The organism is Paraburkholderia sp. SG-MS1 (assembly GCF_012275575.1).
Taxonomy (GTDB): domain Bacteria; phylum Pseudomonadota; class Gammaproteobacteria; order Burkholderiales; family Burkholderiaceae; genus Paraburkholderia.
Map to the genome: position 1 here is coordinate 1 of NZ_NPIH01000261.1, position 26,571 is coordinate 26,571.

Below are 26,571 nucleotides of genomic sequence, written 5' to 3' on the forward strand. Positions count from 1 at the left end.
CTGCGCAAGACGCCGCGACGCTGCAATCACCGAATGCCGAAGCGGGAGTCGTCGCCGCGCCGATGAACGCTGTCGGGGAAGCGGTTGCGTCGTCAAACGCTACGCCCGCAACAACAGTTGCGAGCGCAGCGCGCGCGTTGGCACCTTGGGACGACACGCCTCGCGATACGGATTCTAACGAGGGTTCCGCAAACGCGAACCTCGCTGACGCAGGGGGCAATCCACCCGCCACGCACGCTCGCTTCGACGACGCAAACGCAAACGAAGCCGCCGCAGCAAGTATTACCCTCAACCGCGCCACCTCAAACGAAGCGCCCGTCGCGTCCGCTCTGAACGACCCAACATCGGCCTCGGCGCTCACCGCACCGGCGACTGCCGCGCTCGCGCGCACGGAGCAGGCCGCAGCCGCACGGCAAGCGCCTTCCGAGCGGGCCGCGCCCGCAGCCGATGCCGCGCCGCGCCGCGCCGGCGGCGCGAGCGCCGCACTCGACGTCTTGCGCAGCGCCGGTCTGAAAGTATCGTCGGACCGTGGCCGTGCCACTTCGGCGGCGGCTACGAAGCCCGTAGCGCCGGTCGCGCCGAAGCCGGCAGCGCCGCGCGTGGTCGTCCCGGCGCCGGAGCCTGGTGCACCGCGCCGCGCGCCGCAGCAGGATGCCGCGCCGGTCGCCCGTGCGCCGTCGCCCTCGGCCGGGCGCAATGGCGCAGAGCAGAACAGCTCGTCGATGCCGGCGTGGGACGACATGCCGCCCGACGATTACGTGCCGATCGCGGCATCGGGCGATGGCTATTTTGGCCCGCTCGACGACGACTACATGCCCGTGTTCGACCGCGGTCCCGACGACGTCAGCGTGAACGCGCCGGCCGCCGCTGCGGCAGAGCCGGTGCTCGACTCGCGGCCGCTGCCGCCCGCCGTGCCGCTCGAGCCGCTGGGTTTCAACGGCGACTGGCCCGCGCTCGCCGTCGATTTGCCGCTCAAGGGCATTTCGTATCAGCTCGCGTTCAACAGTGAACTGATGGCGCTCGACGGCAGCACGCTCAAACTGAATGTGCCGGTGCCGCAGTACGCGGAAGCGTCGCAGGTCGCTAAACTGAAGGCCGCGCTGGCGGAAAGGCTCGGCCGGCAGATCGACGTGCTGGTCGAAGTCGGTGCGGCGCGCCGCACCGCCGCCGCGCGCGACGCCGCGATGCGCGCGCAGCGTCAGCAGGAAGCGGAGCGCGAGATCGGCGCCGATCCGTTCGTGCAGTCGCTGATCCGCGAGTTCGGCGCGAGCATCGTGCCCGGCTCGATCCGCCCGATTACAACGGACGCCGCCGCGAACGGCGCGTCGCCTGCCCACTGATTTGCTGCGTTTTCCGCTGTAGCGAACCGGATTCCAGATTTCACGCTATCAAGAAGGAGCATGTCCATGATGAAAGGCCAACTCGCCGGGCTGATGAAGCAAGCCCAGCAGATGCAGGAAAACATGAAGAAGATGCAGGAGCAACTCGCGCTGATCGAAGTCGAGGGGCAGTCGGGTGCGGGTCTCGTGAAGGTGACGATGACCTGCAAGAACGACGTGCGCCGCGTGTCGATCGACCCGAGCCTGCTCGCGGACGACAAGGACATGCTGGAAGACCTCGTCGCAGCGGCGTTCAACGACGCTGTGCGCAAGGCCGAAGCCACCGCCCAGGAAAAGATGGGCGGCATGACCTCCGGTCTGCCGCTGCCGCCGGGCTTCAAGCTGCCGTTCTGAACGACGCCGTCGCCACGCGCGTAAGTGCCGCGGCTGCTGTCGCCGCGGCGTGAACCGAGCGTGCCGACCGCCAGCGCCGAGCGGCACGCGCGAAGGCAACGTGTGAACCGAACGGCCTGGACGTAGCGCGCGTCCCGTATGCGCCGTCCCTTCACATGGGTGCGCGCCGGGTCGCTCGAACCGTTCATCAGACGCGAGCACGCAGGCCTACCGACCATGACCGCGCTGGCGGACAACGCCTGACCGAATTCACCGCATCGCTGCCCGCATCCATCACACGCATCATCCACTTCGACGCCGATCCGCATGAAACAACCTTCCGCCTTGTCGGCGCTCGTCGAAGCGCTGCGCGCGCTGCCCGGAGTCGGACCGAAGTCCGCGCAACGCATGGCGTATCACCTGATGCAGCACGATCGCGAGGGCGCCGGGAAGCTCGGCCGCTCGTTGCTGTTCGCGACCGAGCATCTGAAGCACTGCGAGAAGTGCAACACCTTTACCGAAGCGCAGATCTGCGAAGTCTGCCTCGATGAAGAGCGCGATCCGACGCTGCTGTGCGTCGTCGAAACGCCTGCCGACCAGATCATGCTCGAGCAGACCATGACCTACCGCGGGCTGTATTTCGTGCTGATGGGGCGGCTGAGTCCGCTCGACGGCATCGGCCCGAAGGAAATTCATTTCGATCGGCTCGTCAGGCGTGCGTCGGATGGGGTCGTCAAGGAAGTCGTGCTCGCGACGAATTTCACCAACGAAGGCGAAGCGACCGCGCACTACCTAGGGCAGACGCTCAAGGCGCGCGGTCTCGCCGTCACGCGTCTCGCGCGCGGCGTGCCGGTGGGCGGCGAACTGGAGTATGTCGACGCCGGCACGATCGCCCGCGCGATGCTCGACAGGCGTTCGATGTAAGCCACGGTGGCCCGCGCGTCGCGCTGAGCGGGCGGCAGCTGCGGCATCGGGCACGCGCCGCAGCCGCACCCGATACCGTGATGACCGCACAGGTTGAAACCGCGCAGGTCGGGACCACAAGAAAGGAGACACATGAGCGCTACCCCCGAAGCAGATGCGAGCGCCGCGCATGACGGCCAGAATCAGGCACCCCGCGGCCCGCTCGCCGGCGTCAAGGTCCTGGAACTCGGCACGCTGATCGCCGGCCCGTTCGCCGCGCGGTTTCTCGGCGAGTTCGGCGCCGACGTCATCAAGATCGAAGACCCTAAAGGCGGCGACCCACTGCGCAAATGGCGCAAGCTTTATCCGGAAGTCGGCGGCACCTCGCTGTGGTGGGCCGTGCAGGCGCGCAACAAAAAATCCGTCACGATCAACCTGAAGGCCGAAGAGGGCAAGGAGATCGTGCGTCGCCTCGCGAAAGAAGCGGACATCGTCGTCGAGAATTTCCGGCCGGGTCTGCTGGAGAAACTCGGACTCGGTTACGACGTGCTGTCCGCGGAAAACCCCGGCCTCGTGATGGTGCGTCTGTCCGGCTATGGTCAGAGCGGCCCGTATCGTGACCGGCCCGGCTTCGGCGCGATCGCCGAATCGATGGGCGGCTTGCGGCATATCACCGGCTATCCGGATTTGCCGCCGCCGCGCATCGGCATTTCGATCGGCGATTCGATCGCCGCGCTGCACGGCGTGATCGGCGCGTTGATGGCGCTGCATCACAAGCAGGTCAACGGCGGCAAAGGGCAGGTCGTCGACGTCGCGCTATACGAGGCCGTCTTCAACATGATGGAAAGCGTGGTGCCCGAATACGGCGTGTACGGCATGGTGCGCGAGCGTACCGGCGCATCGCTGCCGGGCATCGTGCCGTCGAACACGTATCCGTGCCGCGACGGCAGCATCGTGATCGGCGGTAACAGCGATCCGATCTTCAAGCGTCTGATGGTGGCAATCGAGCGCGAGGATCTCGCGAACGATCCGGGGCTCGCGCATAACGACGGGCGCGTGCCGCGCACGCAGGAGATCGACGGCGCGATTGCCGCGTGGCTCGCCACGCGCACCATCGACGAAGCGCTCGCTGTGCTGAACGCGGCCGATGTGCCGGTTGGCCGTATCTATAGCGTGGCGGATATGTTCACCGATCCGCAGTTCATGGCGCGCCAGATGATCCAGCGCTTCAAATGGCAGGACGGCAAGGAGATCACGCTGCCATCGGTCACGCCGAAGCTGTCCGCGACCCCAGGCGAGACGCGCTGGCTCGGTCCCGAACTGGGTGAACATACCGATGAAGTCCTGCAATCGCTAGGTTATGATGCTGGCGACATCGCAAGGCTGCATGCGCAACAGATAGTGTGAAGCTTGGCACGGCGCAAGCAGTCGCGCGACGCCGGACACGAAGGCGGCGCCTACGAGCGCCGCGCAAGAAAACAGAGCAGCGATAAAAACGGCTGCGAAAGTGGTTGTGATCGCGGGTGAAGGGCAACCGCGAGCAGCCGCGAAAAAAAAGCTTCAAGAAAGCCGCACAACAAAAGTTGGGAGACGACAGACCATGCAACGCAGAACCTTCCTCGCCGGTAGTGCCGCGCTCGCGGGCGCGACGCTCGCAGCTTCGCCGCTCGCTTTCGCGCAAGGCAAACCCGAAACCACCAAAGTAGCGATCGCGGTCGGCGGCAAGAACCTGTTCTACTACCTGCCGCTGACGATTGCCGAGCGGCGCAATTACTTCAAGGACGAAGGCCTCGATGTCGAGATTTCCGATTTCGCCGGCGGCTCGCAAGCGCTAAAGGCCGCGGTCGGCGGTAGCGCGGACGTGGTCTCCGGCGCGTTCGAACACACGCTGCTGCTGCAGGCGCAGAAGCAGATGTTCCGCGAATTCGTGCTACAAGGGCGCGCGCCGCAGATCGTGCTGGCGGTATCGAAGAAGACGATGCCGAACTACAAATCCATCGCCGATCTCAAGGGCAAGAAGATCGGCGTGACGGCGCCGGGTTCCTCGACCTCGATCATGGCGAGCTTCGTGCTCGCGAAGGCCGGGCTGAGCGCGAAAGATGTCGCGTTCATCGGCGTGGGCGCGGGCGCCGGGGCGATCGCCGCGCTGCAGTCGGGGCAGATCGATGCGATCGCCAATCTCGACCCGGTCATGACCAAGCTCGAGCGCACCGGCGAGATCCGCGTCGTGTCCGACACGCGCACGCTTGCCGATACGCGCAGCGTGTTCGGCGGCAACATGCCGGCGGGCTGCCTGTACGCGTCGCAGAGCTTCATTACGAAGAATCCGAACACGACGCAGGCGCTCACGAACGCGATGGTGCGTGCCCTCAAGTGGCTGCAGGCATCGACCGGCAGCGAGCTGATCAACACGGTGCCGGAAGGCTATCTGCTCGGTGATCGCGCGGTGTACCTGGATGCGTGGCAGCATGTGAAGGAAGCGATGTCACCCGACGGCCTGATGCCCGCCGACGGTCCCGCGACGTCGCTGAAGACCTTGCAGGCGTTCGATCCCAATGTGCAGGGCAAGCCGATCGATCTGTCGAAGGCCTGGACCAACGACTTCGTGAAGAAAGCGCTGACCACGGTCAAGGTGTAAAGCACGCCCGGACACGCGCGCGCGAGGCAGCGCAGACGTGGCATTCGGTGGGTTCGCCTCGTTCGCGCCGCTGCGCGCGCAACGCGATTTCATGTCGCCGCCACAACACCCCCTCTCATCCAACCGATCTTCGAACAAGCGAGCCGAACGATGACCGTAGCCGCTCTGGCGCTCGACAACATCACCTGCACGTTCGCCGCGCGCGACAACCGTGCGCAGCGCTACACGGCAGTCAAGGACACCACGTTGCGCATCGCGCCGGGCGAGTTCGTCTCGGTGGTCGGTCCGACCGGTTGCGGTAAATCCACGCTGCTGAACGTCGGCGCGGGCTTGCTGACGCCGTCCTCGGGTTCGGTCAGCGTGTTCGGCGAGCCGCTCGACGGCATCAACCGGCGCGCCGGCTATATGTTCCAGGCCGACGCGTTGATGCCGTGGCGCTCGGCGATCGACAACGTGATGGCCGGCCTCTCGTTTCAAGGCGTGCCGGCGCCGCAAGCGCGCGCCAAAGCCGACGAGTGGTTAAAGCGAGTCGGTCTCGGCGGCTTCGGCGACCGTTATCCGCATCAACTCTCGGGCGGCATGCGCAAGCGCGTCGCGATGGCGCAGACGCTGATTCTGGATCCGGACATCATCCTGATGGACGAGCCGTTTTCCGCGCTCGATATCCAGACGCGCCAGTTGATGGAAAACGAACTACTCGATCTGTGGGCCGCCAAACGCAAGGCGGTGTTGTTCATCACGCACGATCTCGACGAGGCGATTGCGATGTCCGATCGCGTGGTGGTGTTGTCGGCGGGGCCGGGCACGCATCCGATCGGCGAATTCACCATCGATCTGCCGCGTCCGCGCGACGTCGCGGAAATTCGTGCGCATCCGCGCTTCGTCGAGCTGCATGCGCAGATATGGAGCGTGTTGCGTGATGAGGTGCTCAAGGGGTATCAGCAGCAACTCAGCGCGGTTTAAACACGCGCGTCGTCTGGCGCTGTGCCGTGCCGCGCGCGTATGCGCGCCTCGCCCAGCGCGTTGTTCCAATCGTCCAAGGCAAACCGAGTCATGTGGAAGACGTTACGCCCGAGGCGGGCGAATCTGGTGATCTGGCAATGGCTGCTGCTCGTGCTGTGCTTCGTGCTCTGGTACGTGCTGACCAGCCCGACGCTGCTGCCAGCGTTCTATTTCGACGACCCAAACAAGGCCGCGTTCTTCTTCGGCGAGCCGCAGAAGGTGTTGCAGCGGATCTGGGAGTGGTTCACGGGCGGCGAGATCTATCTGCATCTATGGATCACGCTGGTCGAGACCGTGCTCGCGTTCGTGCTCGGTACCGCGCTCGGACTCGGCGTCGGTCTGTGGCTCGCGCTCGCGCCGCTCGCGAGCGCGTTGTTCGATCCGTACGTGAAAGCCGCCAACTCGATGCCGCGCGTGATCCTCGCGCCGATCTTCGGCGTGTGGTTCGGTTTGGGCATCTGGTCGAAGGTGGCGTTGGGCGTGACGTTGGTATTTTTCATCGTCTTCTTCAACGTCTACCAGGGCGTGAAGGAAGTCAGCCCGGTCGTGCTCGCGAACGCGCGCATGCTCGGCGCGAACCGCAAGCAGTTGCTGCGCTTCGTCTATTTGCCGAGCGCGATGAGCTGGGTGTTTTCCAGCTTGCATACGTCGGTCGGCCTCGCGTTCGTCGGCTCCGTGGTGGGCGAATATCTCGGTTCGGCGCGCGGCGTCGGCTATCTGATTCTGCAAGCCGAAGGCACCTTCGATATCAATACCGTGTTCGCGGGGATTCTGGTGTTGACCGCGTTCGCACTGGTGCTCGACGCAATAGTCGGCATAGGCGAGCGGCACCTGATGAAGTGGCAGCCGAAGACCGGCGACACCGAGAAACTCTAGTCGCTGCTGGCGCGAGCGCTCGATAGAAAACGGCGTGCGGTTTTTCAAACCGCACGCCGTTTTCATTTGTGCCGCTCGATCGGTCAGGCATCGTTTTGCCGTCGATCAAACGCGCCCTCATTCAAGGCATAATCACCACCTTCCCGATCACGCGACGCTCGGCCATATCGCGCAATGCGCGGCCGGTGTCGTCGAGCGAATAGTGGGCGGACACGTACGGCTTGAGCTTTCCTTCGCGGATCCAGCCGGTCATCTGTTCGAACGCGGCGTGATTGTGCTGCGGCTCGCGCTTCGCGAAATCACCCCAGAAAACACCGACCACGCTCGCGCCTTTGAGCAGCATCAGATTGAGCGGCAATTTCGGAATTTCGCCATTCGCGAAACCGACCACCAGATAGCGGCCCCGCCAGCCGATGCTGCGAAACGCCGGTTCCGAATACCCGCCGCCGACCGGATCGTAGATCACGTCCGGGCCTTTGCCGTCAGTGAGCGCCTTGATGCGCTCACGCAAATCTTCAGTGCTGTAGTTGATGGTCGCATCCGCGCCGTGTTCAACGCAGGTGGCGAGCTTCTCGTCGCTCGACGCCGCTGCGATCACGCGCGCGCCGAGCGCCTTGCCGATCTCGACGGCCGCCAACCCGACGCCGCCTGCCGCGCCCAGCACCAGCATCGTTTCGCCGGCCCGCAACGCGCCGCGGTCGACCACCGCGTGATGCGAGGTGCCGTACGCAAGCGTGAACGCCGCGGCCACGTCGAACTCGACGCCCTCCGCGAGCGGCACGCAGCCCGCAGCCGGCGCCAGCGCCTGTTCGGCGAAGCCGCCCGAACCGGTGTATGCGACCACGCGCGAGCCGGGCTTGAACTGCGTCACGCCTTCACCGACCCCACGCACGACGCCCGCGACTTCCGAGCCGGGCGTGAAGGGCAGAGGTGGTTTGAACTGGTATTTGTTTTCGATGATCAGCACGTCGGGGAAGTTGACGGCTGCGGCTTTGACGTCGATCACGACGTGGCCGGGTGGCGGCACGAGGTCCGGCAGGTCGTCGACGACCAGGCTCTCCGGCGGCCCGTATTGATTACAGCGAATTGCGCGCATCGTGTCTCCATATCGATCAGGGGTCGCAAACATTCGCAAACTTTCGCAAGCAGTCCGAGTGTAAGGCAATCAGCACGATCGTGCGTTTTCATCGTGCGACATGCGATCGGCTTGCATGCGGCGCAGCGGGGACGAGCGCTCAGAATCGTGCACCGCAAACGTTGCACGCACGCGTCGCGAACGGCGTGCGCGTAGCCGCCGTGTCGTTCGCGTGCCATCTTTCCTCGGTTACAATCGCCGCATGCGAATCCTACTCAGCAATGACGACGGTTATCTGGCGCCGGGCCTTGCCGCGCTTTACGAAGCGCTCAAGCCGATTGCGGACGTCACCGTGATGGCCCCCGAACAGAATTGCAGCGGCGCGTCGAACTCGTTGACGTTGTCGCGGCCGCTCTCGGTCCTGCGCTCGGCCAATGGCTTTTACTACGTGAACGGCACGCCCACCGACTCGGTGCACATCGCGTTGACGGGCATGCTCGACCATACGCCGGATCTGGTGGTGTCGGGCATCAACAACGGCCAGAACATGGGCGAAGACACGCTCTATTCGGGCACGGTCGCGGCTGCCACCGAAGGCATCATGTTCGGCGTGCCGGCCATCGCGTTCTCGCTCGTCGACAAGGACTGGGTGCATCTTGAAGACGCCGCCCGTGTCGCGGCCGACATCGTCAAGCATTATCTCGAGCGACCGCTGCCCGGACATCCATTGCTGAACGTCAACATTCCGAACCTGCCTTACGACCAGCTCGACGGCTGGCATATCACGCGTCTCGGCAAGCGGCATCCTTCGCAACCGGTGATCCGCCAGACCAACCCGCGTGGCGAGCCGATCTACTGGATCGGTCCGTCGGGCAGCGCGCGTGACGCGAGCGAAGGCACCGATTTCCACGCGGTCGTCAACGGCCGTGTGTCGATCACGCCGCTGCAGCTCGACCTGACCCACACGCAAATGCTGCCTGCGGCGCGCGACTGGGCGCGCGCCGGCAGCGGCGCTTCATGACGAGCGAGCGCGCCAAGCGCTTTCCGCTCGGCCTCGAGGACCTGGTGCGCGAACCACGCCGGCCCGAGGGGCGCCCCGGCGAAGTGCGTGCGGCGGCGCTCGCCGCGAGCGCGGCGCTGAATGCGCGTCAGCAGCCGGCGAAGCCCCAGGCGAGAACGCCGGGCAAAGCGCCGAGCGCGCTTCAGCCCAAGGCTCAAGCCGGGCCGCAAGCGAGAGCGCCGGGCCAGGCGGCAGCCATGACGCAGCCGAAGCCGCAGGCCGCGCCGTCGACATTGCTGTCGTCATCGATCAAAGCCCAGGCCAAACCCGCAATACTGACCGCGCATGGCAAGGCCGCGCCTGCGTCAAGCCCGACTGCGCGCACCGCGCTGCAATCCGCACCGCCCGCCAAACCCGCCGCCCGCGCCAACGAACGCATGACGGCGCCGAACGTCGCGTTGAGCGGCGCATTGGCGCTGACTTCGGAACGGGTCCGCGAACGGATGGTCGAACGCCTGCGTGCGAACGGCGTGACCGATCAGCGCGTATTGAACGCGATGTCGGTGGTGCCGCGCCACATGTTCGTCGATCCGGGCCTCGCGGCCCAGGCGTACGAAGATGCGGCGTTGCCGATCGGTCATCACCAGACGATCTCCAAGCCCTCGGTGGTCGCGCGAATGATCGAACTGGCCGCGGCCGGCCGAGCGTTGACCAACGTGCTCGAAATCGGCACGGGCTGCGGTTATCAGGCCGCGGTGCTGAGCCAGGTCGCGCGCGAGGTGTATTCGATCGAACGCATCAAGCCGCTGTCCGAGCGCGCGAAGACGAATCTGCGTCCATTGCGCATTCCGAACATACGGTTGCATTACGGCGATGGGCGGCTCGGGTTGCCGTCGGCGGCGCCGTTCGATGCGATCGTGATCGCCGCGGCCGGACTCGACGTGCCGCAGGCCTTGCTTGAACAACTCGCGATCGGCGGCCGTCTGGTTGCGCCGGTCGGCTCGCAGGACGGCCAGAACCAGGTGCTGACGCTGGTCGAGCGCCTCGGGCCTGCGCAATGGCGCGAGTCGCGGCTTGATCGCGTTTTCTTTGTACCCTTAAAATCCGGAGTGATTTGACACCGATGAGTATGTTGCGCGCGATGCAAAGAACCAGCCTGAATGCCCCCATGACCGTAACCCAACGTAGCGTGTGCGTGCTCGCCTTGTCCCTGTTGATGACGGCTTGTGCTTCCCGGCTCGACCAGGCGCCTGTCGTCGACCGCTCCGGCGGCGGCGTGCTCGGCACCCAGGCCGCGCAGCCGGCCGTGCCGCTCGGCCCGCCGCCGCCCGGTTACTACCGCGTGAAGCCGGGCGACACCCTGTATCGGATTGCGTTGGAGAATGGCCAGAACTACCGCGATATTTCGACGTGGAACAACCTGACCAACCCGAATCAGATCGAGGTCGACCAGCTGTTGCGTGTCGTGCCGCCGGGTGCGAACACGGCCGGCCTGACGCCGGGTGTCGCGACCGCGCCGATCGGCGGCACTGGCGCGGTGCAGAGTGCGCCGCTCGGCGGTGCGTCGGCCGGCGCCGCAGCCGGCACCACCGTGCCGCCGCTGTACGGCGCGACTGCGAACAACCCGGCCGTGAGCCCGCCGGCCAATCCGAACGCCGCCAGCGACTCGGCCAATGGCGCATCCGGCAACGTCGCGTTCGCGTGGCCGGTGCGTGGTCCGCTGCTCGGCACGTTCAACGATTCGACCAACAAAGGTGTCAATATCGGCGGCGCCGCAGGCGACCCGGTGAAGGCTTCCGCGGATGGCCGCGTGGTCTATGCCGGAAATGGGCTGCGTGGTTACGGCAATCTCATTATCATCAAGCATGACGCAACTTATCTCACCGCGTATGCACACAACCGCGCTTTGATGGTAAAAGAGGGAGACGCGGTGACGAAAGGCCAGAAGATCGCTGAGATGGGCAATAGCGATTCCGACCGTGTGATGTTGCATTTCGAAGTTCGCCGTCAGGGTAAACCTGTCGACCCACTGAAGTATTTGCCGCCGCAATAAGCGATACGACCATGCCGAAATCGAAGCGCCGCCCGCCGCAAGCCGAGTCTGAAACGATCAGCCAAGCCACGTCCGCTGCGGTGGACGAAAGCGGCGCTTCGGAAGTGGAAGAAGAGATCGCGGAAGAACGCGATCTCGACGAGCGTCAGAGCGGCGCTGACGAAGCCGGCGACGCCCGTGAAGGTGCGAGCGAAGCCGCGCCGGATGCGGACGATTTCCGCGCGCTGCTGCAAGCCGAGCTGACGGCCGACACCATCCAGCATTATCTGAATCGCATCAGCGTGAAGCCGCTTCTCACGGTCGAAGAGGAGCAGAAATATTCGCGTCTTGCCAAGGCGGGCGAGTTCGATGCGCGGCAGGTGATGATCGAGCGTAATCTGCGGCTGGTCGTCAGTATCGCGAAGGGTTATCTGAATCGCGGTGTGCCCTTGCTCGATCTGATCGAAGAGGGCAACCTCGGCCTGATGCACGCGATCGAAAAATTCGATCCGACGCGCGGCTTCCGCTTTTCGACTTATGCGACCTGGTGGATTCGTCAAAGCATCGAGCGCGCGATCATGAACCAGGCGCGCACCGTGCGCTTGCCGGTGCACGTGATTCGTGAGCTCAACCAGGTGTTGCGCGCGAAGCGCCATCTGGAAAAGAATTCGATGAATTCCGGGGAAGCCGCCGAGCGCCGCGATGCCAGCATCGACGACATCGCCTATCTGACCGGCAAGACGACCGACGAAGTCACCGATATTCTCGCGCTGAACGAGCACACGGCCTCGCTGGATGCGCCGCTCGATCTCGATCCGGCCAGCAGCCTGCTCGATCTGCTGTCCGACGACCAGAGTCAGTCGCCGGATGCCGAAGTGCAGCATCGCGAGCTGGAAACGCTCACGCGGGCATGGCTCGCGCGCCTGTCGGACAAGCACCGTCATGTGATCGAGCGCCGCTTTGGGCTCAATCACATCGAACCCGCCACGCTCGAAGAGCTGGCCGACGAAATGGGCCTCACGCGCGAGCGTGTGCGCCAGATCCAACAGGAAGCGCTCGTGCGTCTGAAGCGCTTCTTCGCCTCCAACGGTGTTCGGAAGGACGCCGTTCTATAACCTGATGACTCCGATTCTTGTGTTCGACATCGAGACGATTCCCGATGTCGCCGGCATTCGCCGCCTCGAAAATTTGCCTCCCACGCTGAGCGACGCCGAAGTCGCCGAGCACGCATTCGCCGCGCGCCGTGAAAAGACCGGCAGCGATTTCCTGCCGCATCATCTGCAGCGGATCGCCGCGATTTCCTGTGTGTTCCGCGACAACAACGGTTTCCGCGTGCGCTCGCTCGGCACGCTGGAAGATGGCGAGGCCGCGCTGATCCAGTCGTTCTATCGCGTGATCGAGAAGTACACGCCACAGCTCGTGTCGTGGAACGGTGGCGGATTCGACCTGCCGGTGCTGAACTATCGGGCATTGGTCAACGGCATTCCCGCCAGCCGCTTCTGGGATCTCGGCGAGGACGACCGCGAGTTCAAGTGGAACAACTACATCAGCCGCTATCACGCGCGTCATACGGATCTGATGGACGTGCTCGCGATGTACCAGGCGCGCGCCAATGCGCCGCTCGACGCGCTCGCCAAGATGTGCGGCTTCCCCGGCAAGATGGGCATGGACGGCAGCCAGGTGTGGCACGCGTATCGGGAAGGCCGCATCGAGGAAATCCGTAATTACTGCGAGACCGACGTCGTCAATACGTATCTGCTGTATTGCCGCTTCCAGCTGATCCGCGGCGCGTTTTCGGCGGCGGAGTATGCTGACGAGATCAATCTGGTCAAGAACGCGCTGGCGCTGGAGGTCGCGCCGCAATGGGCCGAGTATCTGGCGGCGTTCGAGCAATAGTGTTGCGCCGGCCGGCGCCAGAGCCGGCTGACGAGGCGCAGCGCGGGATCGCCAGCCGCCGCGGCGGCTGACGACACACCAGCGAACCGCAAGCGCGGCCGGCTACCGCAGCGCTTCGTCTACAATCTCGCCTTTCCCCCAAGTCTGTCAGGAAGTCGCAGGTGTCCCGAACTGCCCCCCATCGTCGCTCGCCGAAGCGCCCCTCGAAATACCAGAAGGCGCCGGCGCCAGCACCCGTCATCACCGGCAATGAACCGGTCATTGAAATCGTTTCGCTCGATATGGAAGCGCGCGGCGTCGGCCGCGTCGAGAGCGAAGACGGCACGCCCGGCAAGGTGATTTTCGTCGAAGGCGCATTGCCCGGAGAACGCGTCAGCTACTCGACGCATCGCAGCAAGCCGAAATTCGAGCAGGCCGAAGTCGTTCAGGTGTTCCGCGAGAGCGTGCTGCGCACCAAGCCGAAGTGCACCTACTTCGATATCTGCGGCGGCTGTTCGATGCAGCATCTGGATATTCGCGCGCAGGTCGCCGTCAAGCAGCGCGTGCTCGAAGACAACCTGCAGCATCTGGCGAAGCTGCGCCCTGAAACGGTGTTCCGGCCGATTCACGGACCGGCCTGGGAGTATCGCTATCGTGCGCGCCTCGCCGTGCGTTTTCTGCCGGAGAAGGGCGGGATGCGCATCGGCTTCCACGAGAAGAAGAGCAGCTACATCGCCGACATGAAGACCTGCGAAGTGCTGCCGCCGCATGTCTCGGCGATGCTGATGCCGCTGCGTTTCATGGTTCGCAAGCTGTCGATCTACGATCGCATGCCGCAACTCGAACTGGCGGTCGGCTCGTCAGTCACGGCGCTGGTGGTGCGCAACCTCGAACCGATCACCGCCGCCGACGAACAGGTGCTGCGCGATTTCGCCGACGAGCATAAGGTGCAGTTCTGGCTCCAGCCGGGCGGCCCGGACACGGTCACGCCGCTCTATCCGCTCGACGTGCCGCTCGACTACACGCTGCCGGAATACGACATCCGCATGCCGTTCAAGCCGACCGACTTCACCCAGGTGAATCACGCGATCAACCGCGTGCTGGTCAGCCGGGCCTTGCGCCTGTTGGCACCGGCGCGCACTGATCGCGTGCTCGACCTGTTCTGCGGGATCGGCAACTTCACGCTGCCGCTCGCGCGGATCGCGAAGGAAGTGGTGGGCATCGAGGGCAGCGAAGTACTGACCACGCGGGCGCTCGCCAACGCTGAGCTCAATGGTGTGGCGGGGCATACGTCGTTCGCGTGCCGCAATCTGTTCGAAGTCACCGCCGACGACCTGCGCGCGCTTGGCCATTTCGATAAATTCCTTATCGACCCGCCGCGTGAAGGCGCGCTGGCCGTCGCGAAGGCGTTGGCGGAGATCGCGCAGAGCAACGGGCCGCTGCCGAAACGCATCGTCTACGTGTCGTGCGCGCCGGCAACGCTGGCGCGCGATGCGGGCCTGCTCGTGCATGAGGCCGGTTACCGGCTGGTCGGCGCGGGCGTGGTGAATATGTTCCCACACACGTCGCACGTGGAATCGATCGCGTTGTTCGAGCGGGACTGAGCGCCGCTTACGGTGACGGCCGTTATCCACGGCTTGTACCTGAACGAGGCGGCGGTTCGCACAAGCAAAAACGCCACGACCGAAGTCGTGGCGTTTTTGTTTCCAGCTGGGGTGCAGTGCGTGGCGCCCGTTAGAACTGCCACCACGACTTCTGCGTGCCCGGCCGTGCGTGGCCCGTGATGTACGGACTGTCGGGGAAGGTGCCGGCCAGCACACGCTTGGTATCGTCGGCCAGTTGCGGCTGGTTCAGTTTCTGGTACGACAGCATCATGATGTGCAGCGCGTCTTCAATAGCCGGTGCGTTCTTGTACTCCCGCAGCGCCAGCTGCGCCCGGTTGATCGCTGCGACATACGCGCCGCGGCGATAGTAGTAATCCGCCGCGTGAACCTCGTGCGAGGCCAGCGCATTCACGATGTAGCGCATGCGTTGCGCGGCATCCGGCGCATACTTGCTGTTCGGGAACCGGTCGACCACCACCTTGAACGCGTCATACGACTCGCGCAGCGACTTCGGATCGCGCTCGCTCATGTCCTGCCCGGAGAAGCGGCCGAACAGACCGAGGTCGTCGTTGAAGTGGATCATGCCCTTCAGGTAATACGCGTAAGCGATGTCCGGATGATCCGGGTGCAGCTGGATGAAGCGGTCGATCGCCGTGTCGGCGGCGGCGTTTTCGTTGTCTTTCCAGTTGCAGTACGCGACGTTGATCTGCGCTTGCTGGGCGAAATGGCCGAACGGGTCACGGCCTTCGAGCATTTCGAAATATTTCGCGCACTTGCCGAAATCACCACCGGACAAGGCGTCGTTCGCCTCCGTATATAATTTGTTGTTGTTCCACGTTGCCGTTTCGTCGGTCTTCTCCGGCAGGCCGTGGCAAGCCGCAACGGCGACGACGGCCGCGGCACACGCAATGTATCCGGCCACTTTCCGGGCCGCCTTCTTGATGGCCGCCAAATTGATCGCCGCTTCAGTGATGGTGTTCAAGGCTCGCATTTTCCAGTCTAGCTTTACGTCCAGGTGACCCAGACTCAATGACCCGCTCAAATACTCCGGGCGCCGCAACCGGCGCCGGGAATAGCAACAAAGATTATAGCGTAAGCGCTGACCCCTCCGACGCGTTGGGCGTCGATTCCCTCGACGACGATCTCGGCAGCGACGCGCTCGCGGCCGCGGGCGCGCCGGCCATGGTGCCGACCGTAGCGAGCCGCGTCGCCGACGAGAGCCCGCGCAGCGTCGTCGTGCCCGACGAACTGGCCGGCGAGCGCCTCGACAAGGTGCTCGCGCGGGTGTTTCCCGAATTCTCGCGCAACCGGTTGCAAAGCTGGATCGAAGCGGAGCGCGTGCGCATCGACGGCAAACCGGCGAAGATCCGCCAGCCGGTGCCGCTCGGCGCGACCATCGAGCTCGTGCCCGATCTGCTGCCCGAACAGCTTGCCTTCACGCCCGAGCCGGTGCCGCTCGACATCGTCTACGAAGACGACACGCTGGTGGTGATCAACAAGCCGGCCGGCATGGTCGTGCATCCGGCGGCGGGCAACTGGAGCGGCACCATGCTGAACGGTCTGCTGTACCGCTACGGCGACGCCGCCGCCGGCCTGCCGCGCGCGGGCATCGTGCACCGGCTCGACAAGGAGACCTCCGGGCTGATGGTGGTGGCGCGCACGCTCGAAGCGCAGACCGATCTGGTGCGCCAGTTGCAGGCACGCACGGTGAAACGCCGCTATCTCGCGCTGGTGTGGGGCAACATGCCGGAAGAGGGCACCATCGACGCGCCGATCGGCCGCGATCCGCGCGAACGCACGCGCATGGCGGTGGTGACGAGCGCGTCGGGCAAGCCCGCGCGCACGCATTTCCGCCGGGTCGATTCGGCGATCTGGCAGCGTCAGCCGGTCACCGCGATTCACTGCGATCTCGAAACCGGCCGCACTCATCAGATTCGCGTGCATTGCGCGCACATCGGCCATCCGCTGCTCGGCGATCCGGTGTATGGACGCGCGCGCGGCAAGCGCTCGGTCACGCCGCTACCGGACGGCTTCGCGCGCCAGGCGTTGCATGCGTGGCGGCTGGGGCTGATTCATCCGCAATCCGGCCGCACGATGCAATGGCGCGCCGACGTGCCGGAAGACATGGAGGCGCTGTCGGCGGCGCTCGGGCTGGGGCGCGACGACGCGGGCGAGTTCGACGAGACGTACTATGAGGAGGACGACTACGACGCATCGCTGGATGATGACGAAGACGGCGCCCTCGATCACGACGACGCCGAAGACGCAGACGATCACGACAAGGACGATCACGCATGAGCCCGAATCTGCCGGAGCTGAGCTTTGCCGATGTCGTGCAACCGGCATGGAACGTGTCGCCGCGGGTGCGCGCGCTCGTCACGACGCGCGACGGCGGCGTGAGTCAGCCGCCGTTCGGCCGCTGGCGCAATGGCGCAGACCAGCCCGGCGGACTCAATCTCGGCACGAAAGCCGGTGACGATCCGGCCGCTGTCGCGCTGAACCGCAAGCGGCTGCTGGATCTCGTGGGCGTAAGCGAGGCCGCGTGGCTCGAACAGATTCATGGCGCGAGCATCGTACGAGCTGAAGATGTGCTCGCCCAGGCGCGCGCGGACGGCACGCCGACGCGCGCCGATGCGAGCGTCACCGATCGCCCCGGCACCGTGTGCGTGGTGATGGTGGCCGACTGCATGCCGGTGCTGCTATGCGACGAAGCGGGCCGCGCGGTCGGTGCGGCGCATGCGGGTTGGCGCGGGCTGGCGGCGGGTATTGTCGAGCAGACCGCGCGGCGTGTCGCGCAACTCGCCGGTGTTGAAACGCACGCACTGCATGCGTATCTCGGGCCGTCGATCGGTCCAGACGCGTTCGAAGTCGGCCGCGACGTGCGTGACGCCTTCATGAACGGCGTCGACGGCGCACAACGCGACGCTACGGTGAACGCATTCGTCGAGCATCCGCGCAATCCCGGCAAATATCTCGCGCATCTCCCGATGCTGGCGCGCTTGCGTCTGCAGACGCTCGGCGTGACGCGCGTCGTCGGCGGCGATCTCTGCACGGTGACCGAACGTGAGCGTTTCTATTCGTATCGCCGCGATCGGGAGACCGGCCGTATGGCCGCACTGATCTGGCTGGACGACCAGGCGCAGAGCCTCGCGGACTAACGCGGCTTGCGCCGCTCCCGATTCAGACCAATCGACGCCCGCATGGCGACGCTTCGTACACCGATCCGTCGTCATGTGGGCGCGCTGCATCGGCGAGCGCCGGCGGCGTGGGCCACGCGTTTCGCGGACTCGCGCATGCGGGTTTGTGCCGAGCCGCGCGGCGCGATTTTGCTGCGCTGCCGGAATTCGCGGGGCTGGCGTAAATCTGTCGCGTAAAGCGTGTGCGTGCGAACGGATAAACGCACATAAGCCCATGCAATATGGGAGCTTTTTTCGTTCGCAGCCGTTGCCAATCACCAGACTTCAAAAAGGGCGATCTGCTACACAGGGAAAACGATAATTAAAAAACTATCGCACTGCGGCAAAATCGGGAACAAGCATTGACATGCCTTGCGATGGGGAGCAAGAATGTTCCTCACGAGCTCCTCGTACATGGGACAGGGCGTGACGAGGTCGCGAGCAATCGCTCACGTGCGCACGAACCTGCCTCTCAACCCGTCCGCAAGGACTTACCGGTCAAAAGCAGGTATGGCAGCTTCTCATTCCTCAGCTTCCCCCAGCACGGACTCCTCGAAGGAGCAGACGCAGCAGGCCGGTACGAGCGGCGCCGCGCCCGCCGCCGGCATGCAGCAATTGTTCGACACGTGGATGACCGCGTGGCGTTCGCTCGGTACGCCACCTGGCGCGGGTGGCTTGCCGTTTTCCATGCCCCAGATGCCGCAGGTGCCCGGCGTCGCGCAAACGGGCTTTCCCCAGATTCCGTCGTTTCCCGGCATGCCCGATTTCAGCAAACTGGCCGCCGGCGCGATGCCGTCCATGCCGACCTTCGCGGGGCTGAATATTCCGAGCGCCGCGATTCCGGCCGAACGTCTGCAGAAACTGCAAGCCGACTATTCGCGCGAGGCGATGGAGTTGATCCAGCAGGCCGCTTCGTCGGCGGCCAAAGCGCCCGAGCTCAAGGACCGCCGCTTCAGCGCCGAAGCATGGAGCGCGACGCCTGCGTACGCATTCACCGCCGCCTGGTATCTGCTGAACGCGCGCTATCTGCAGGAAATGGTCGACGCGCTCGACATCGAACCGAAGGTGCGTGAGCGCGTTCGTTTTGCGGTCCAGCAGTGGACGGCGGCGGCCTCGCCGAGCAACTTCTTCGCGTTGAATCCCGAAGCGCAAAAAACCTTGCTCGACAGCAAGGGCGAGAGCCTGCGCCAGGGCGTGATGAATCTGCTCGCCGACATGCAGCGCGGCAAGATTTCGCAGACCGACGAATCGGGTTTCGTGGTCGGCGAGAATCTGGCGAACACCGAGGGCTCGGTGGTGTTCGAGAACGAGCTGCTGCAATTGATCCAATACAAGCCGCGCACCGCCACCGTGCGCGAGCGGCCGCTGCTGATCGTGCCGCCATGCATCAACAAGTTCTATATTCTCGACCTGCAGCCGGAGAACTCGCTGGTCGCGCACGGTCTCGATGCGGGACACCAGGTGTTCCTGATTTCATGGCGCAACGCCGATCAATCCATTGCGCATAAAACCTGGGACGATTACATCGGTGAGGGCGTGCTCACCGCCATCGAGACAGTCAGCAAGATCAGCGGCCGCGAGCAGATCAACACGCTCGGGTTCTGCGTCGGCGGCACGATGCTCGCCACCGCGCTCGCGGTCGCCGCGGCGCGTGGCGAACGACCGGCCGCGTCGATGACGCTGCTCACCGCGATGCTCGACTTTTCCGACACCGGCGTGCTCGACGTGTTCGTCGACGAGGCGCACGTGCAGATGCGCGAGCAGACCATCGGCGGCAAGAACGGTGCGCCGGGACTGATGCGCGGCATCGAGTTCGCCAACACGTTCTCGTTCCTGCGGCCGAACGATCTGGTGTGGAACTATGTCGTCGACAATTACCTGAAGGGACGCACGCCGGTGCCGTTCGATCTGCTGTACTGGAACAGCGACTCGACCAGTCTGCCGGGCCCGATGTACGTCTGGTATCTGCGCAACACGTACCTCGAAAACCGGCTGCGCGAACCGGGTGCGCTGACCACTTGCGGCCAGCCGGTCGACCTGTCGAAGATCGACGTGCCCACCTTCATCTATGGGTCACGCGAAGACCATATCGTGCCGTGGCAAACCGCATACGCATCGGTGCCGCTCCTCACCGGGCCGCTGAAATTCGTGCTCGGCGCGTCGGGGCACATCGCCGGCGTGATCAATCCGCCCGCAAAGAAAAAGCGCAACTACTGGACCCTCCAAGGCGACGCCAAAACGTTGCCGCAGAGCGCCGACGAATGGCTCGACGTCGCGTCGGAAGTGCCGGGCAGCTGGTGGCCCGAATGGACCCGCTGGCTCGATCAGTACGGCGGCAAGAAGGTCAAGCCACGCGCCACGGCCGGCTCGGCCGAATTTCCGGTCATCGAACCCGCGCCCGGACGTTACGTGCGCCAACGGGAGTAAAGTTAAAACGCGCTTCACGGTGCGGGGTTGGCGGTGTGAATGAGCGTCTGATTGAGCAAGGGCGTAAGAGCAACGAATTTTTAACTTGACGGGCTGCGGCGCAGTTGGCCGGCGTGCCCGGAGGATATGGAAATGACTGATGTTGTGATCGTATCGGCCGCCCGTACGGCAGTAGGCAAATTCGGTGGATCGCTGGCGAAGATCGCCGCGCCCGAGCTCGGCGCAGTGGTGATCCGCGCCGTGCTCGAACGCGCCGGTATGAAGCCCGAGCAGGTAAGCGAAGTGATTCTTGGGCAGGTGCTGACGGCCGGTTCCGGCCAGAATCCGGCACGTCAGGCGCTGATCAAGGCGGGACTGCCCACGGCAGTGCCGGCCATGACGATCAACGTGGTATGCGGCTCGGGACTGAAGTCGGTCATGCTCGCGGCCAACGCCATCATCGCGGGCGACGCGGACATCGTCGTTGCGGGTGGTCAGGAAAACATGAGCGCGGCACCGCACGTGCTGCCGGGTTCGCGCGACGGTTTCCGCATGGGCGACGCGAAGCTGATCGACTCGATGATCGTCGACGGCCTGTGGGACGTGTACAACCAGTACCACATGGGCGTGACGGCGGAAAACGTCGCGAAGGAATACGGCATCACGCGCGAACAGCAGGACGCGTTCGCGGCGCTTTCGCAGAACAAGGCGGAAGCCGCGCAGAAGTCGGGCCGTTTCAACGACGAGATCGTGCCGGTCGAGATTCCGCAACGCAAGGGCGAGCCGCTGCGTTTCGCTACCGATGAATTCGTGCGTCACGGCGTCACGGCGGAAGCGCTGGCGGGCCTGAAGCCGGCGTTCTCCAAAGAAGGCTCGGTCACTGCCGCCAATGCGTCGGGGCTGAACGACGGTGCGGCGGCGGTGCTGGTGATGTCGGCGAAGAAGGCCGAGGCGCTCGGCCTCACGCCGCTCGCGCGCATCAAGGCTTATGCGACGTCCGGTCTGGATCCGAAGGTGATGGGCATGGGCCCAGTGCCGGCTTCGCGCCGCTGTCTGGAGCGCGCGGGCTGGACGCCGGCCGACCTGGACCTGATGGAAATCAACGAGGCGTTCGCCGCCCAGGCGTGCGCCGTGAATCAACAGATGGGCTGGGACACGTCGAAGATCAACGTGAACGGCGGCGCGATCGCGATCGGCCATCCGATCGGCGCGTCCGGCTGCCGCATTCTCGTCACGCTGCTGCACGAAATGCAGAAGCGCGATGCGAAGAAGGGTTTGGCGTCGCTGTGTATCGGCGGCGGCATGGGTGTGGCGCTGGCGCTCGAGCGCGCCTGAGTACGCCGCGCTGACCGGCGCAGCGAGGCGCCGGCCGGCAGCAGGCATCAGGCAAGGTTGCCGCGCGTCACGGCGAAGCAGGTGGCGCGTGGTGTCAGCAGTGGCCTCGTCGGCCGGTCGCCCGGCGGCAGTGGAGATGAAGCACCAGACGAGGGGAAGAGGTTGCCGGTCGGCGCCTCGAAAAACGATAACGGAGTGTAGTTTATGACACAGCGAATTGCGTACGTAACGGGCGGGATGGGCGGTATCGGCACGAGCATTTGCCAGCGACTGCACAAAGAGGGCTTCAAGGTGATCGCGGGCTGCGGCCCGAATTCGCCGCGCCGCGTGAAGTGGCTCGAAGAGCAGAAGGCGCTGGGCTTCGATTTCATCGCGTCCGAAGGCAACGTCGGCGATTGGGAATCGACCAAGGCCGCGTTCGAGAAGGTCAAGGCCGAAGTCGGCGAGATCGATGTGCTGGTGAACAACGCCGGCATTACGCGCGACGTCGTGTTCCGCAAGATGACGCATGAAGACTGGACGGCGGTGATCGACACGAACCTGACCAGCCTCTTCAACGTCACGAAGCAGGTGATCGACGGCATGGTCGAGCGTGGCTGGGGCCGCGTCATCAACATCTCGTCGGTGAACGGCCAGAAAGGCCAGTTCGGCCAGACCAACTACTCGACCGCGAAGGCCGGTATTCACGGCTTCACGATGTCGCTCGCGCAGGAAGTGGCCACCAAGGGCGTGACGGTCAACACCGTGTCGCCGGGCTACATCGGCACCGACATGGTCAAGTCGATCCGCCCGGACGTGCTGGAAAAGATCGTGGCGACGATTCCGGTGCGCCGCCTGGGTCAGCCGGACGAAATCGGCTCGATCGTCGCGTGGCTCGCGTCGGATGAATCGGGTTTCTCCACGGGCGCTGATTTTTCGCTGAACGGTGGTTTGCATATGGGCTGAGTCACCGGCGCGCCGCTCACAAGGCGGCGCGCTCCGGCTCAGATGGTTCCGGCGGCGTCCCGGTTGCGCAATGGCCAGATTGCGCAGCCGGCTGACGCCGTTTCCGCGCTCAACTCGCGCTCAAAGGCGTTACATGACCACTACTACAAAGAAAACAGCCGATCGACTGATCAAGAAATATCCGAATCGTCGGCTCTACGATACCGAGACAAGCACGTACATCACGCTCACGGATGTCAAGCAGCTCGTGCTCGATCAGGAGGATTTCAAGGTCATCGATGCGAAGAGCAACGAGGACCTGACGCGCGCCATCCTGTTGCAGATCATTCTCGAGGAGGAGAGCGGCGGCTTGCCGATGTTCTCGTCGTCGATGCTGTCGCAGATCATCCGTTTCTACGGCCATGCGATGCAGGGCATGATGGGCACGTATCTGGAAAAGAACATCCAGGCCTTCATCGACATTCAGGCGAAGCTCGCCGACCAGTCGAAGAATCTGTACGAAGGCAAGGCGATGAATCCGGAAGTCTGGTCGCAGTTCATGAACATGCAGGCCCCGATGATGCAGGGCATGATGACCAGCTACATCGAGCAATCGAAGAACATGTTCGTGCAAATGCAGGAGCAGATGCAGAACCAGGCGAAGTCGATGTTCGCCACCTTCCCGTTCACGCCGGGCGGCGCGGTCAATGCCGGCAGTGGCGGGAACGCGCCGGGCACCCCGCAAACCGATCCGGAACCGGAGAAGAAGTAATACCGTGCGATGTTGCGGATCGCGCCAACGTTGACGGCTTCAAGGGGTGGCTACATGTGGCATGCGGTTGCTTGCGTCGTCACTGGCGTTGCCTTCGCGCTTCTGCCCACGCATGGCACAGGCGCATAGCCGCTGGCGCGGTACAATCATGGGTTGAGCGCGCAGGTGCTTCTCCCTCCATAGGGTGGGGGTCTTCATGACCCTTGAATCCTTGCTTCACCGTTCCCCCCATTTTTGCCATTGCCATCGTCATCGCTCCAGCCGGGCCCGCTTTGCTTTATGTCGCAGATCACTTTCCCTACCGCATCGAGCCCTTCGACTCCGAAGGCCGGACCGGTCAGCTTCGTTTGACTGGCGGATCGCATAAGCAGGCCCCCACATGAGCCGGCTGTTTCTCGCCCCGATGGAGGGGCTCGCGGACTACGTATTGCGCGACGTGCTGACCGGTACGGGCGGCTTCGACGGCTGCGTGTCGGAGTTTGTCCGCGTGACGGGCTCGTTGCTGCCCGCCCGCGTCTACGAGAGGGAGGCGCCCGAAGTCCTTCACGGGAGTCGCACCGCAAGCGGTACGCCCATGGTGATCCAACTGCTCGGCAGCGATCCCGGGTGGATGGCCCGCAATGCGGCGCAAGCGGCCGCCGTGTCGCCGTACGGGGTCGACCTGAACTTCGGCTGTCCCGCCAAACTCGTCAATCAGCACGGCGGCGGCGCCATGCTGCTGGCCGACCCCGAGCAACTGCACCGGATCGTCTCGGCCGTTCGCGCGGCAGTGCCGGCCAACGTCGCCGTGACGGCGAAAATGCGCCTCGGCGTGTCCGACACCGCGCGGGCGATCGACTGCGCGGTCGCGCTTGCGGAAGGCGGCGCGGCCTCGCTCGTCGTGCATGCGCGCACGCGCGATCAGGCCTACCGGCCGCCGGCCCACTGGGAATGGATCGCGCGTATCGACGCGGCCGTTCGCGTACCGGTCATCGCCAACGGCGAAGTCTGGAGCGTGGTGGACTGGGAGCGATGCCGGGCCGTTAGCGGCTGCGCCGACGTGATGCTCGGTCGCGGCGCCGTGTCGGACCCGTTCCTCGCGCTGCGAATCCGCGGACTGATGGACCCGTCCCCATCTGGTGCGGAATGGCGGCGGGTGCTTCACGATATCGCCGGCTATCTGAAGAAATTGCAGGCCCGCGCGACGCACAGCCACGAACACGGACGCGTCAAGAAGTGGCTCAGCTACCTGCAGCGGACCTGGCCGCAGGCGGCCGAGCTGCACACGGCGATCCGACGCGTGCAGGATTCCCACGACCTTCTCGGGGTGATCGAGCAGGCGCTGGCCTTTGGCGCATCGCCGCGCCCGTCTCGATCCGACTACGCCCAACAGCTCGATCCGGCCGAAGCCGTAGCCGGTTGATCGCTAAAATTCAAAGACTTACGAGCGGTGGCCTTGCCGAACCGCTACAATTCGACGTTTAACGTCTTCATGCGGTTCCCTAGGTCTGTCACCCGCCACGATTGCCCCGACTGCCGCGCTTAAAGTCGGTTTTCACTCACCCGACAGGGGACGAGACCGATAGCGCCGTACCTGACTGTGGGCACTTTCATCTTGAAATAGAGGAATCCTATCCATGCGAAAATCAGGGCCTCCGCGTAAAGCAGCTTCACCTCTGCTTGGCAAGCTGATACCCAAGGCGCAACTCCCCACCCGTGACGTGCGCTCCTTCAATCAGGAAGCCGTTTCCTTGATTCACGCGGGACGCCGTGAGGAAGCGCTGCGCCTGTTTGAAGAGGCTTGCCGTATTCACCCGAGCTCGGTAGACCTGTGGAGCAATCGGGGCCGCCTGAGTATGGAAATAGGCAATTTCGCGGACGCTGCGAAATGTCTGGACCAGGCGCTCAAGCTTCAACCGAGGAACCCCGACGCATTGAACAACCTTGGAAGCTTGCACTATCGCCAGAAAAGCTACGCGATGGCGTCCGATGCGTTTAGTCGCGTGCTTTCGACCAGTGAGGATCATGACGCAGCACGCCGGAATTTATCGTTGTCCGAGCGGATGCTCGCGCAGGAGCTTTCGACGCAAGGCGATTTTGCCGCCGCCTGCGCGCACTTCGAGACAGCCATCCAGTACGCGCCCAATGACTCCGATCTGCTTGTGTCCGCGGCTATGAACCAGCGCCACATGGGAGCGAATGCCGCCGCCATCGCAATCCTGCGCAAGGCATGCGCCGTCGCGGAAGTTTGTCACGGCGAGGACCCATCGGCACGACGGAAACTCGCGGCAGCTCGCTGCACACTTGGCACGACGCTGTTGCGCGAAGGACTCTACGCTGAGGGCTGGCGACTCTATGAATTTCGCCGCGAAGCGCACGGCCATGCGCCCGCATGCCCTCATGGTTTGCGGCAGTGGGACGGTCGTGCCGTACCAGCGGAAAGTCAGATTCTCGTCGAATGCGAGCAGGGGTTTGGCGACACGATCCAGTTTTTCCGGTTCGTGGAGCGCTTGAGTAAGTGGTTCGAGGGTATAACCCTTGCTGTCCAGAAACCCTTGGTCGATTTGCTCGCACGCAGTTCCAGTTCGGCTGTGGTTGCAATCGACAACATGCCGCCTGCAAGGGAACCGCTTACGCATTATGCAACTTTGCCGTCCCTGCCAGCATTGCTAGGCGTTGAGTTGGACGATCTGAAGCCAGACGCGGCATATCTGTTTCCCGACGAGCATCGCATCGCCGCATGGCGGGATCGCGAATTGCCTTTGCCGCCGGCGCTGCGCGTTGGGTTGGCTTGGGGTAGTAGCAGCGGGCTCTCGGACAATGCGATGCGCAATGTCGCGTTCGAAGACATATGTACGTTGCTGGATGTGCCCGGTGTGCAGTGGTTCAGCTTGCAGAAAGACGTGGACCCCACCCTCACCGGTAACGCGCCACTGATCAACTGGATGAGCGACGTGCAGGATTTTCACGACACGGCGGCGCTGGTAGAAACTCTGGACCTGGTCATCAGTGTCGATACATCGGTTTTACACCTCGCGGGCGCTGTTGGTGTACCGGCCTGGCTTTTAAACCGTTACACCGGCGAGTGGCGATGGCTAACGCAACAGGGGCAGAGTCCGTGGTATTCCAGCGTCGAAGTGTTTCACCAGGAACGCTATGGAGACTGGCGCCCAACGCTTTCCCGCGTGCGAGAGCGGTTGCAACAGAAAATCGCATCTGCGTGACCGCGAAGGGCAACGGGCTATAGATGCTCTGTGCGTCG

The 26,571-nt window shown here is 64.3% G+C and carries 23 protein-coding genes; 21 read left to right on the forward strand and 2 right to left on the reverse strand.

Going from position 1 to position 26,571, the window contains the following annotated elements:
• The 7 genes from CIC12_RS26405 to CIC12_RS26435 form a co-directional block, all read left to right on the forward strand.
• On the forward strand, positions 1-1,340 hold a 1,340-nt coding region (locus tag CIC12_RS26405; RefSeq protein WP_274597578.1), incomplete at its 5' end, for a DNA polymerase III subunit gamma/tau C-terminal domain-containing protein.
• 66 nt (positions 1,341-1,406) lie between these two features.
• The gene (locus CIC12_RS26410) at positions 1,407-1,733 is read left to right on the forward strand and encodes a YbaB/EbfC family nucleoid-associated protein (RefSeq protein WP_007182071.1); all 327 of its coding nucleotides are present in this window, start codon (positions 1,407-1,409) and stop codon (positions 1,731-1,733) included.
• A 306-nt stretch (positions 1,734-2,039) separates the two neighbouring features.
• Positions 2,040-2,636 carry a recombination mediator RecR gene (gene recR / locus CIC12_RS26415; protein ID WP_168668462.1) on the forward strand — a complete coding sequence of 199 codons (597 nt, stop codon included), beginning with the start codon at positions 2,040-2,042 and terminating at the stop codon, positions 2,634-2,636.
• Positions 2,637-2,768: 132 nt separating this feature from the next.
• Complete coding sequence (locus CIC12_RS26420; protein ID WP_168668464.1) at positions 2,769-4,022, forward strand: CaiB/BaiF CoA transferase family protein; 1,254 nt, start codon at positions 2,769-2,771, stop codon at positions 4,020-4,022.
• A 193-nt stretch (positions 4,023-4,215) separates the two neighbouring features.
• Complete coding sequence (locus CIC12_RS26425; RefSeq protein WP_168668466.1) at positions 4,216-5,253, forward strand: ABC transporter substrate-binding protein; 1,038 nt, start codon at positions 4,216-4,218, stop codon at positions 5,251-5,253.
• Between the two features lie 150 nt (positions 5,254-5,403).
• A complete protein-coding gene (locus CIC12_RS26430; RefSeq protein WP_121318369.1) occupies positions 5,404-6,216 on the forward strand; it encodes an ABC transporter ATP-binding protein in 813 nt (270 codons plus the stop codon).
• Between the two features lie 90 nt (positions 6,217-6,306).
• Positions 6,307-7,131, forward strand: coding sequence for an ABC transporter permease (locus CIC12_RS26435; RefSeq protein ID WP_168668468.1), 825 nt, complete (start codon positions 6,307-6,309; stop codon positions 7,129-7,131).
• A gap of 121 nt (positions 7,132-7,252) precedes the next feature.
• Here CIC12_RS26435 and CIC12_RS26440 read toward each other — a convergent pair whose 3' ends face one another.
• A complete protein-coding gene (locus CIC12_RS26440) occupies positions 7,253-8,227 on the reverse strand; it encodes an NADPH:quinone oxidoreductase family protein (protein WP_168668470.1) in 975 nt (324 codons plus the stop codon).
• A gap of 241 nt (positions 8,228-8,468) precedes the next feature.
• On the opposite strand from CIC12_RS26440, the gene surE reads away from it, so the two are divergent.
• The 6 genes from surE (at position 8,469) to rlmD (ending at position 14,717) form a co-directional block, all read left to right on the forward strand.
• Positions 8,469-9,227, forward strand: coding sequence for a 5'/3'-nucleotidase SurE (gene surE / locus CIC12_RS26445; RefSeq protein ID WP_168668472.1), 759 nt, complete (start codon positions 8,469-8,471; stop codon positions 9,225-9,227).
• Positions 9,224-10,324 (forward strand): protein-L-isoaspartate(D-aspartate) O-methyltransferase, encoded by a 1,101-nt coding sequence (locus CIC12_RS26450; protein ID WP_168668474.1) that lies wholly within the window; start codon positions 9,224-9,226, stop codon positions 10,322-10,324. The genes surE and CIC12_RS26450 overlap by 4 nt, the downstream gene beginning before the upstream one ends.
• Positions 10,325-10,329: 5 nt before the next feature.
• Complete coding sequence (locus CIC12_RS26455; protein WP_168668476.1) at positions 10,330-11,259, forward strand: peptidoglycan DD-metalloendopeptidase family protein; 930 nt, start codon at positions 10,330-10,332, stop codon at positions 11,257-11,259.
• Positions 11,260-11,270: 11 nt separating this feature from the next.
• A complete protein-coding gene (gene rpoS, locus CIC12_RS26460) occupies positions 11,271-12,353 on the forward strand; it encodes an RNA polymerase sigma factor RpoS (RefSeq protein ID WP_168668478.1) in 1,083 nt (360 codons plus the stop codon).
• 4 nt (positions 12,354-12,357) lie between these two features.
• The gene (locus CIC12_RS26465) at positions 12,358-13,134 is read left to right on the forward strand and encodes a 3'-5' exonuclease (protein WP_168668480.1); all 777 of its coding nucleotides are present in this window, start codon (positions 12,358-12,360) and stop codon (positions 13,132-13,134) included.
• A 161-nt stretch (positions 13,135-13,295) separates the two neighbouring features.
• Positions 13,296-14,717, forward strand: a complete 1,422-nt coding sequence (gene rlmD / locus CIC12_RS26470) for a 23S rRNA (uracil(1939)-C(5))-methyltransferase RlmD (protein WP_168668488.1) — start codon at positions 13,296-13,298, stop codon at positions 14,715-14,717.
• A 130-nt stretch (positions 14,718-14,847) separates the two neighbouring features.
• Here rlmD and CIC12_RS26475 read toward each other — a convergent pair whose 3' ends face one another.
• Positions 14,848-15,708, reverse strand: a complete 861-nt coding sequence (locus tag CIC12_RS26475) for an outer membrane protein assembly factor BamD (protein ID WP_168668490.1) — start codon at positions 15,706-15,708, stop codon at positions 14,848-14,850.
• 38 nt (positions 15,709-15,746) lie between these two features.
• Here CIC12_RS26475 and CIC12_RS26480 point away from each other — a divergent pair, with 38 nt between their 5' ends.
• The 8 genes from CIC12_RS26480 to CIC12_RS26515 all read left to right on the forward strand — a co-directional run bounded on the left by CIC12_RS26480 (position 15,747) and on the right by CIC12_RS26515 (position 26,533).
• Positions 15,747-17,015 (forward strand): RluA family pseudouridine synthase, encoded by a 1,269-nt coding sequence (locus CIC12_RS26480; RefSeq protein ID WP_168668492.1) that lies wholly within the window; start codon positions 15,747-15,749, stop codon positions 17,013-17,015.
• Entirely contained in the window at positions 17,012-17,875 is an 864-nt protein-coding gene (pgeF, locus tag CIC12_RS26485; protein ID WP_168668494.1) for a peptidoglycan editing factor PgeF, read from the forward strand. Before CIC12_RS26480 ends, pgeF begins: the two co-directional genes overlap by 4 nt.
• 624 nt (positions 17,876-18,499) lie before the next feature.
• Positions 18,500-20,320 (forward strand): class I poly(R)-hydroxyalkanoic acid synthase, encoded by a 1,821-nt coding sequence (phaC, locus tag CIC12_RS26490; protein WP_168668523.1) that lies wholly within the window; start codon positions 18,500-18,502, stop codon positions 20,318-20,320.
• Between the two features lie 132 nt (positions 20,321-20,452).
• Positions 20,453-21,634, forward strand: coding sequence for an acetyl-CoA C-acetyltransferase (locus CIC12_RS26495; RefSeq protein WP_168668496.1), 1,182 nt, complete (start codon positions 20,453-20,455; stop codon positions 21,632-21,634).
• Positions 21,635-21,838: 204 nt separating this feature from the next.
• Positions 21,839-22,579 carry a 3-ketoacyl-ACP reductase gene (locus tag CIC12_RS26500; RefSeq protein ID WP_168668498.1) on the forward strand — a complete coding sequence of 247 codons (741 nt, stop codon included), beginning with the start codon at positions 21,839-21,841 and terminating at the stop codon, positions 22,577-22,579.
• A 133-nt stretch (positions 22,580-22,712) separates the two neighbouring features.
• Positions 22,713-23,330 carry a polyhydroxyalkanoate synthesis repressor PhaR gene (gene phaR / locus CIC12_RS26505; protein WP_121318343.1) on the forward strand — a complete coding sequence of 206 codons (618 nt, stop codon included), beginning with the start codon at positions 22,713-22,715 and terminating at the stop codon, positions 23,328-23,330.
• Between the two features lie 379 nt (positions 23,331-23,709).
• Complete coding sequence (locus CIC12_RS26510) at positions 23,710-24,732, forward strand: tRNA dihydrouridine synthase (protein WP_168668500.1); 1,023 nt, start codon at positions 23,710-23,712, stop codon at positions 24,730-24,732.
• 214 nt (positions 24,733-24,946) lie between these two features.
• The gene (locus CIC12_RS26515) at positions 24,947-26,533 is read left to right on the forward strand and encodes a tetratricopeptide repeat-containing glycosyltransferase family protein (RefSeq protein ID WP_168668502.1); all 1,587 of its coding nucleotides are present in this window, start codon (positions 24,947-24,949) and stop codon (positions 26,531-26,533) included.
• Positions 26,534-26,571 lie beyond the last annotated feature (38 nt).

Excerpts from the sequence above, each read along its gene's own strand:
- CIC12_RS26410 (WP_007182071.1), top strand. The coding sequence starts at position 1,407 with ATGATGAAAGGCCAACTCGCCGGGCTGATGAAGCAAGCCCAGCAGATG.
- recR (WP_168668462.1), top strand. The coding sequence starts at position 2,040 with ATGAAACAACCTTCCGCCTTGTCGGCGCTCGTCGAAGCGCTGCGCGCG.
- CIC12_RS26420 (WP_168668464.1), top strand. The coding sequence starts at position 2,769 with ATGAGCGCTACCCCCGAAGCAGATGCGAGCGCCGCGCATGACGGCCAG.
- CIC12_RS26425 (WP_168668466.1), top strand. The coding sequence starts at position 4,216 with ATGCAACGCAGAACCTTCCTCGCCGGTAGTGCCGCGCTCGCGGGCGCG.
- CIC12_RS26430 (WP_121318369.1), top strand. The coding sequence starts at position 5,404 with ATGACCGTAGCCGCTCTGGCGCTCGACAACATCACCTGCACGTTCGCC.
- CIC12_RS26435 (WP_168668468.1), top strand. The coding sequence starts at position 6,307 with ATGTGGAAGACGTTACGCCCGAGGCGGGCGAATCTGGTGATCTGGCAA.
- CIC12_RS26440 (WP_168668470.1), bottom strand. The coding sequence starts at position 8,227 with ATGCGCGCAATTCGCTGTAATCAATACGGGCCGCCGGAGAGCCTGGTC.
- surE (WP_168668472.1), top strand. The coding sequence starts at position 8,469 with ATGCGAATCCTACTCAGCAATGACGACGGTTATCTGGCGCCGGGCCTT.
- CIC12_RS26450 (WP_168668474.1), top strand. The coding sequence starts at position 9,224 with ATGACGAGCGAGCGCGCCAAGCGCTTTCCGCTCGGCCTCGAGGACCTG.
- CIC12_RS26455 (WP_168668476.1), top strand. The coding sequence starts at position 10,330 with ATGAGTATGTTGCGCGCGATGCAAAGAACCAGCCTGAATGCCCCCATG.
- rpoS (WP_168668478.1), top strand. The coding sequence starts at position 11,271 with ATGCCGAAATCGAAGCGCCGCCCGCCGCAAGCCGAGTCTGAAACGATC.
- CIC12_RS26465 (WP_168668480.1), top strand. The coding sequence starts at position 12,358 with ATGACTCCGATTCTTGTGTTCGACATCGAGACGATTCCCGATGTCGCC.
- CIC12_RS26475 (WP_168668490.1), bottom strand. The coding sequence starts at position 15,708 with ATGCGAGCCTTGAACACCATCACTGAAGCGGCGATCAATTTGGCGGCC.
- CIC12_RS26480 (WP_168668492.1), top strand. The coding sequence starts at position 15,747 with ATGACCCGCTCAAATACTCCGGGCGCCGCAACCGGCGCCGGGAATAGC.
- pgeF (WP_168668494.1), top strand. The coding sequence starts at position 17,012 with ATGAGCCCGAATCTGCCGGAGCTGAGCTTTGCCGATGTCGTGCAACCG.
- phaC (WP_168668523.1), top strand. The coding sequence starts at position 18,500 with ATGCAGCAATTGTTCGACACGTGGATGACCGCGTGGCGTTCGCTCGGT.
- CIC12_RS26495 (WP_168668496.1), top strand. The coding sequence starts at position 20,453 with ATGACTGATGTTGTGATCGTATCGGCCGCCCGTACGGCAGTAGGCAAA.
- CIC12_RS26500 (WP_168668498.1), top strand. The coding sequence starts at position 21,839 with ATGACACAGCGAATTGCGTACGTAACGGGCGGGATGGGCGGTATCGGC.
- phaR (WP_121318343.1), top strand. The coding sequence starts at position 22,713 with ATGACCACTACTACAAAGAAAACAGCCGATCGACTGATCAAGAAATAT.
- CIC12_RS26510 (WP_168668500.1), top strand. The coding sequence starts at position 23,710 with ATGAGCCGGCTGTTTCTCGCCCCGATGGAGGGGCTCGCGGACTACGTA.
- CIC12_RS26515 (WP_168668502.1), top strand. The coding sequence starts at position 24,947 with ATGCGAAAATCAGGGCCTCCGCGTAAAGCAGCTTCACCTCTGCTTGGC.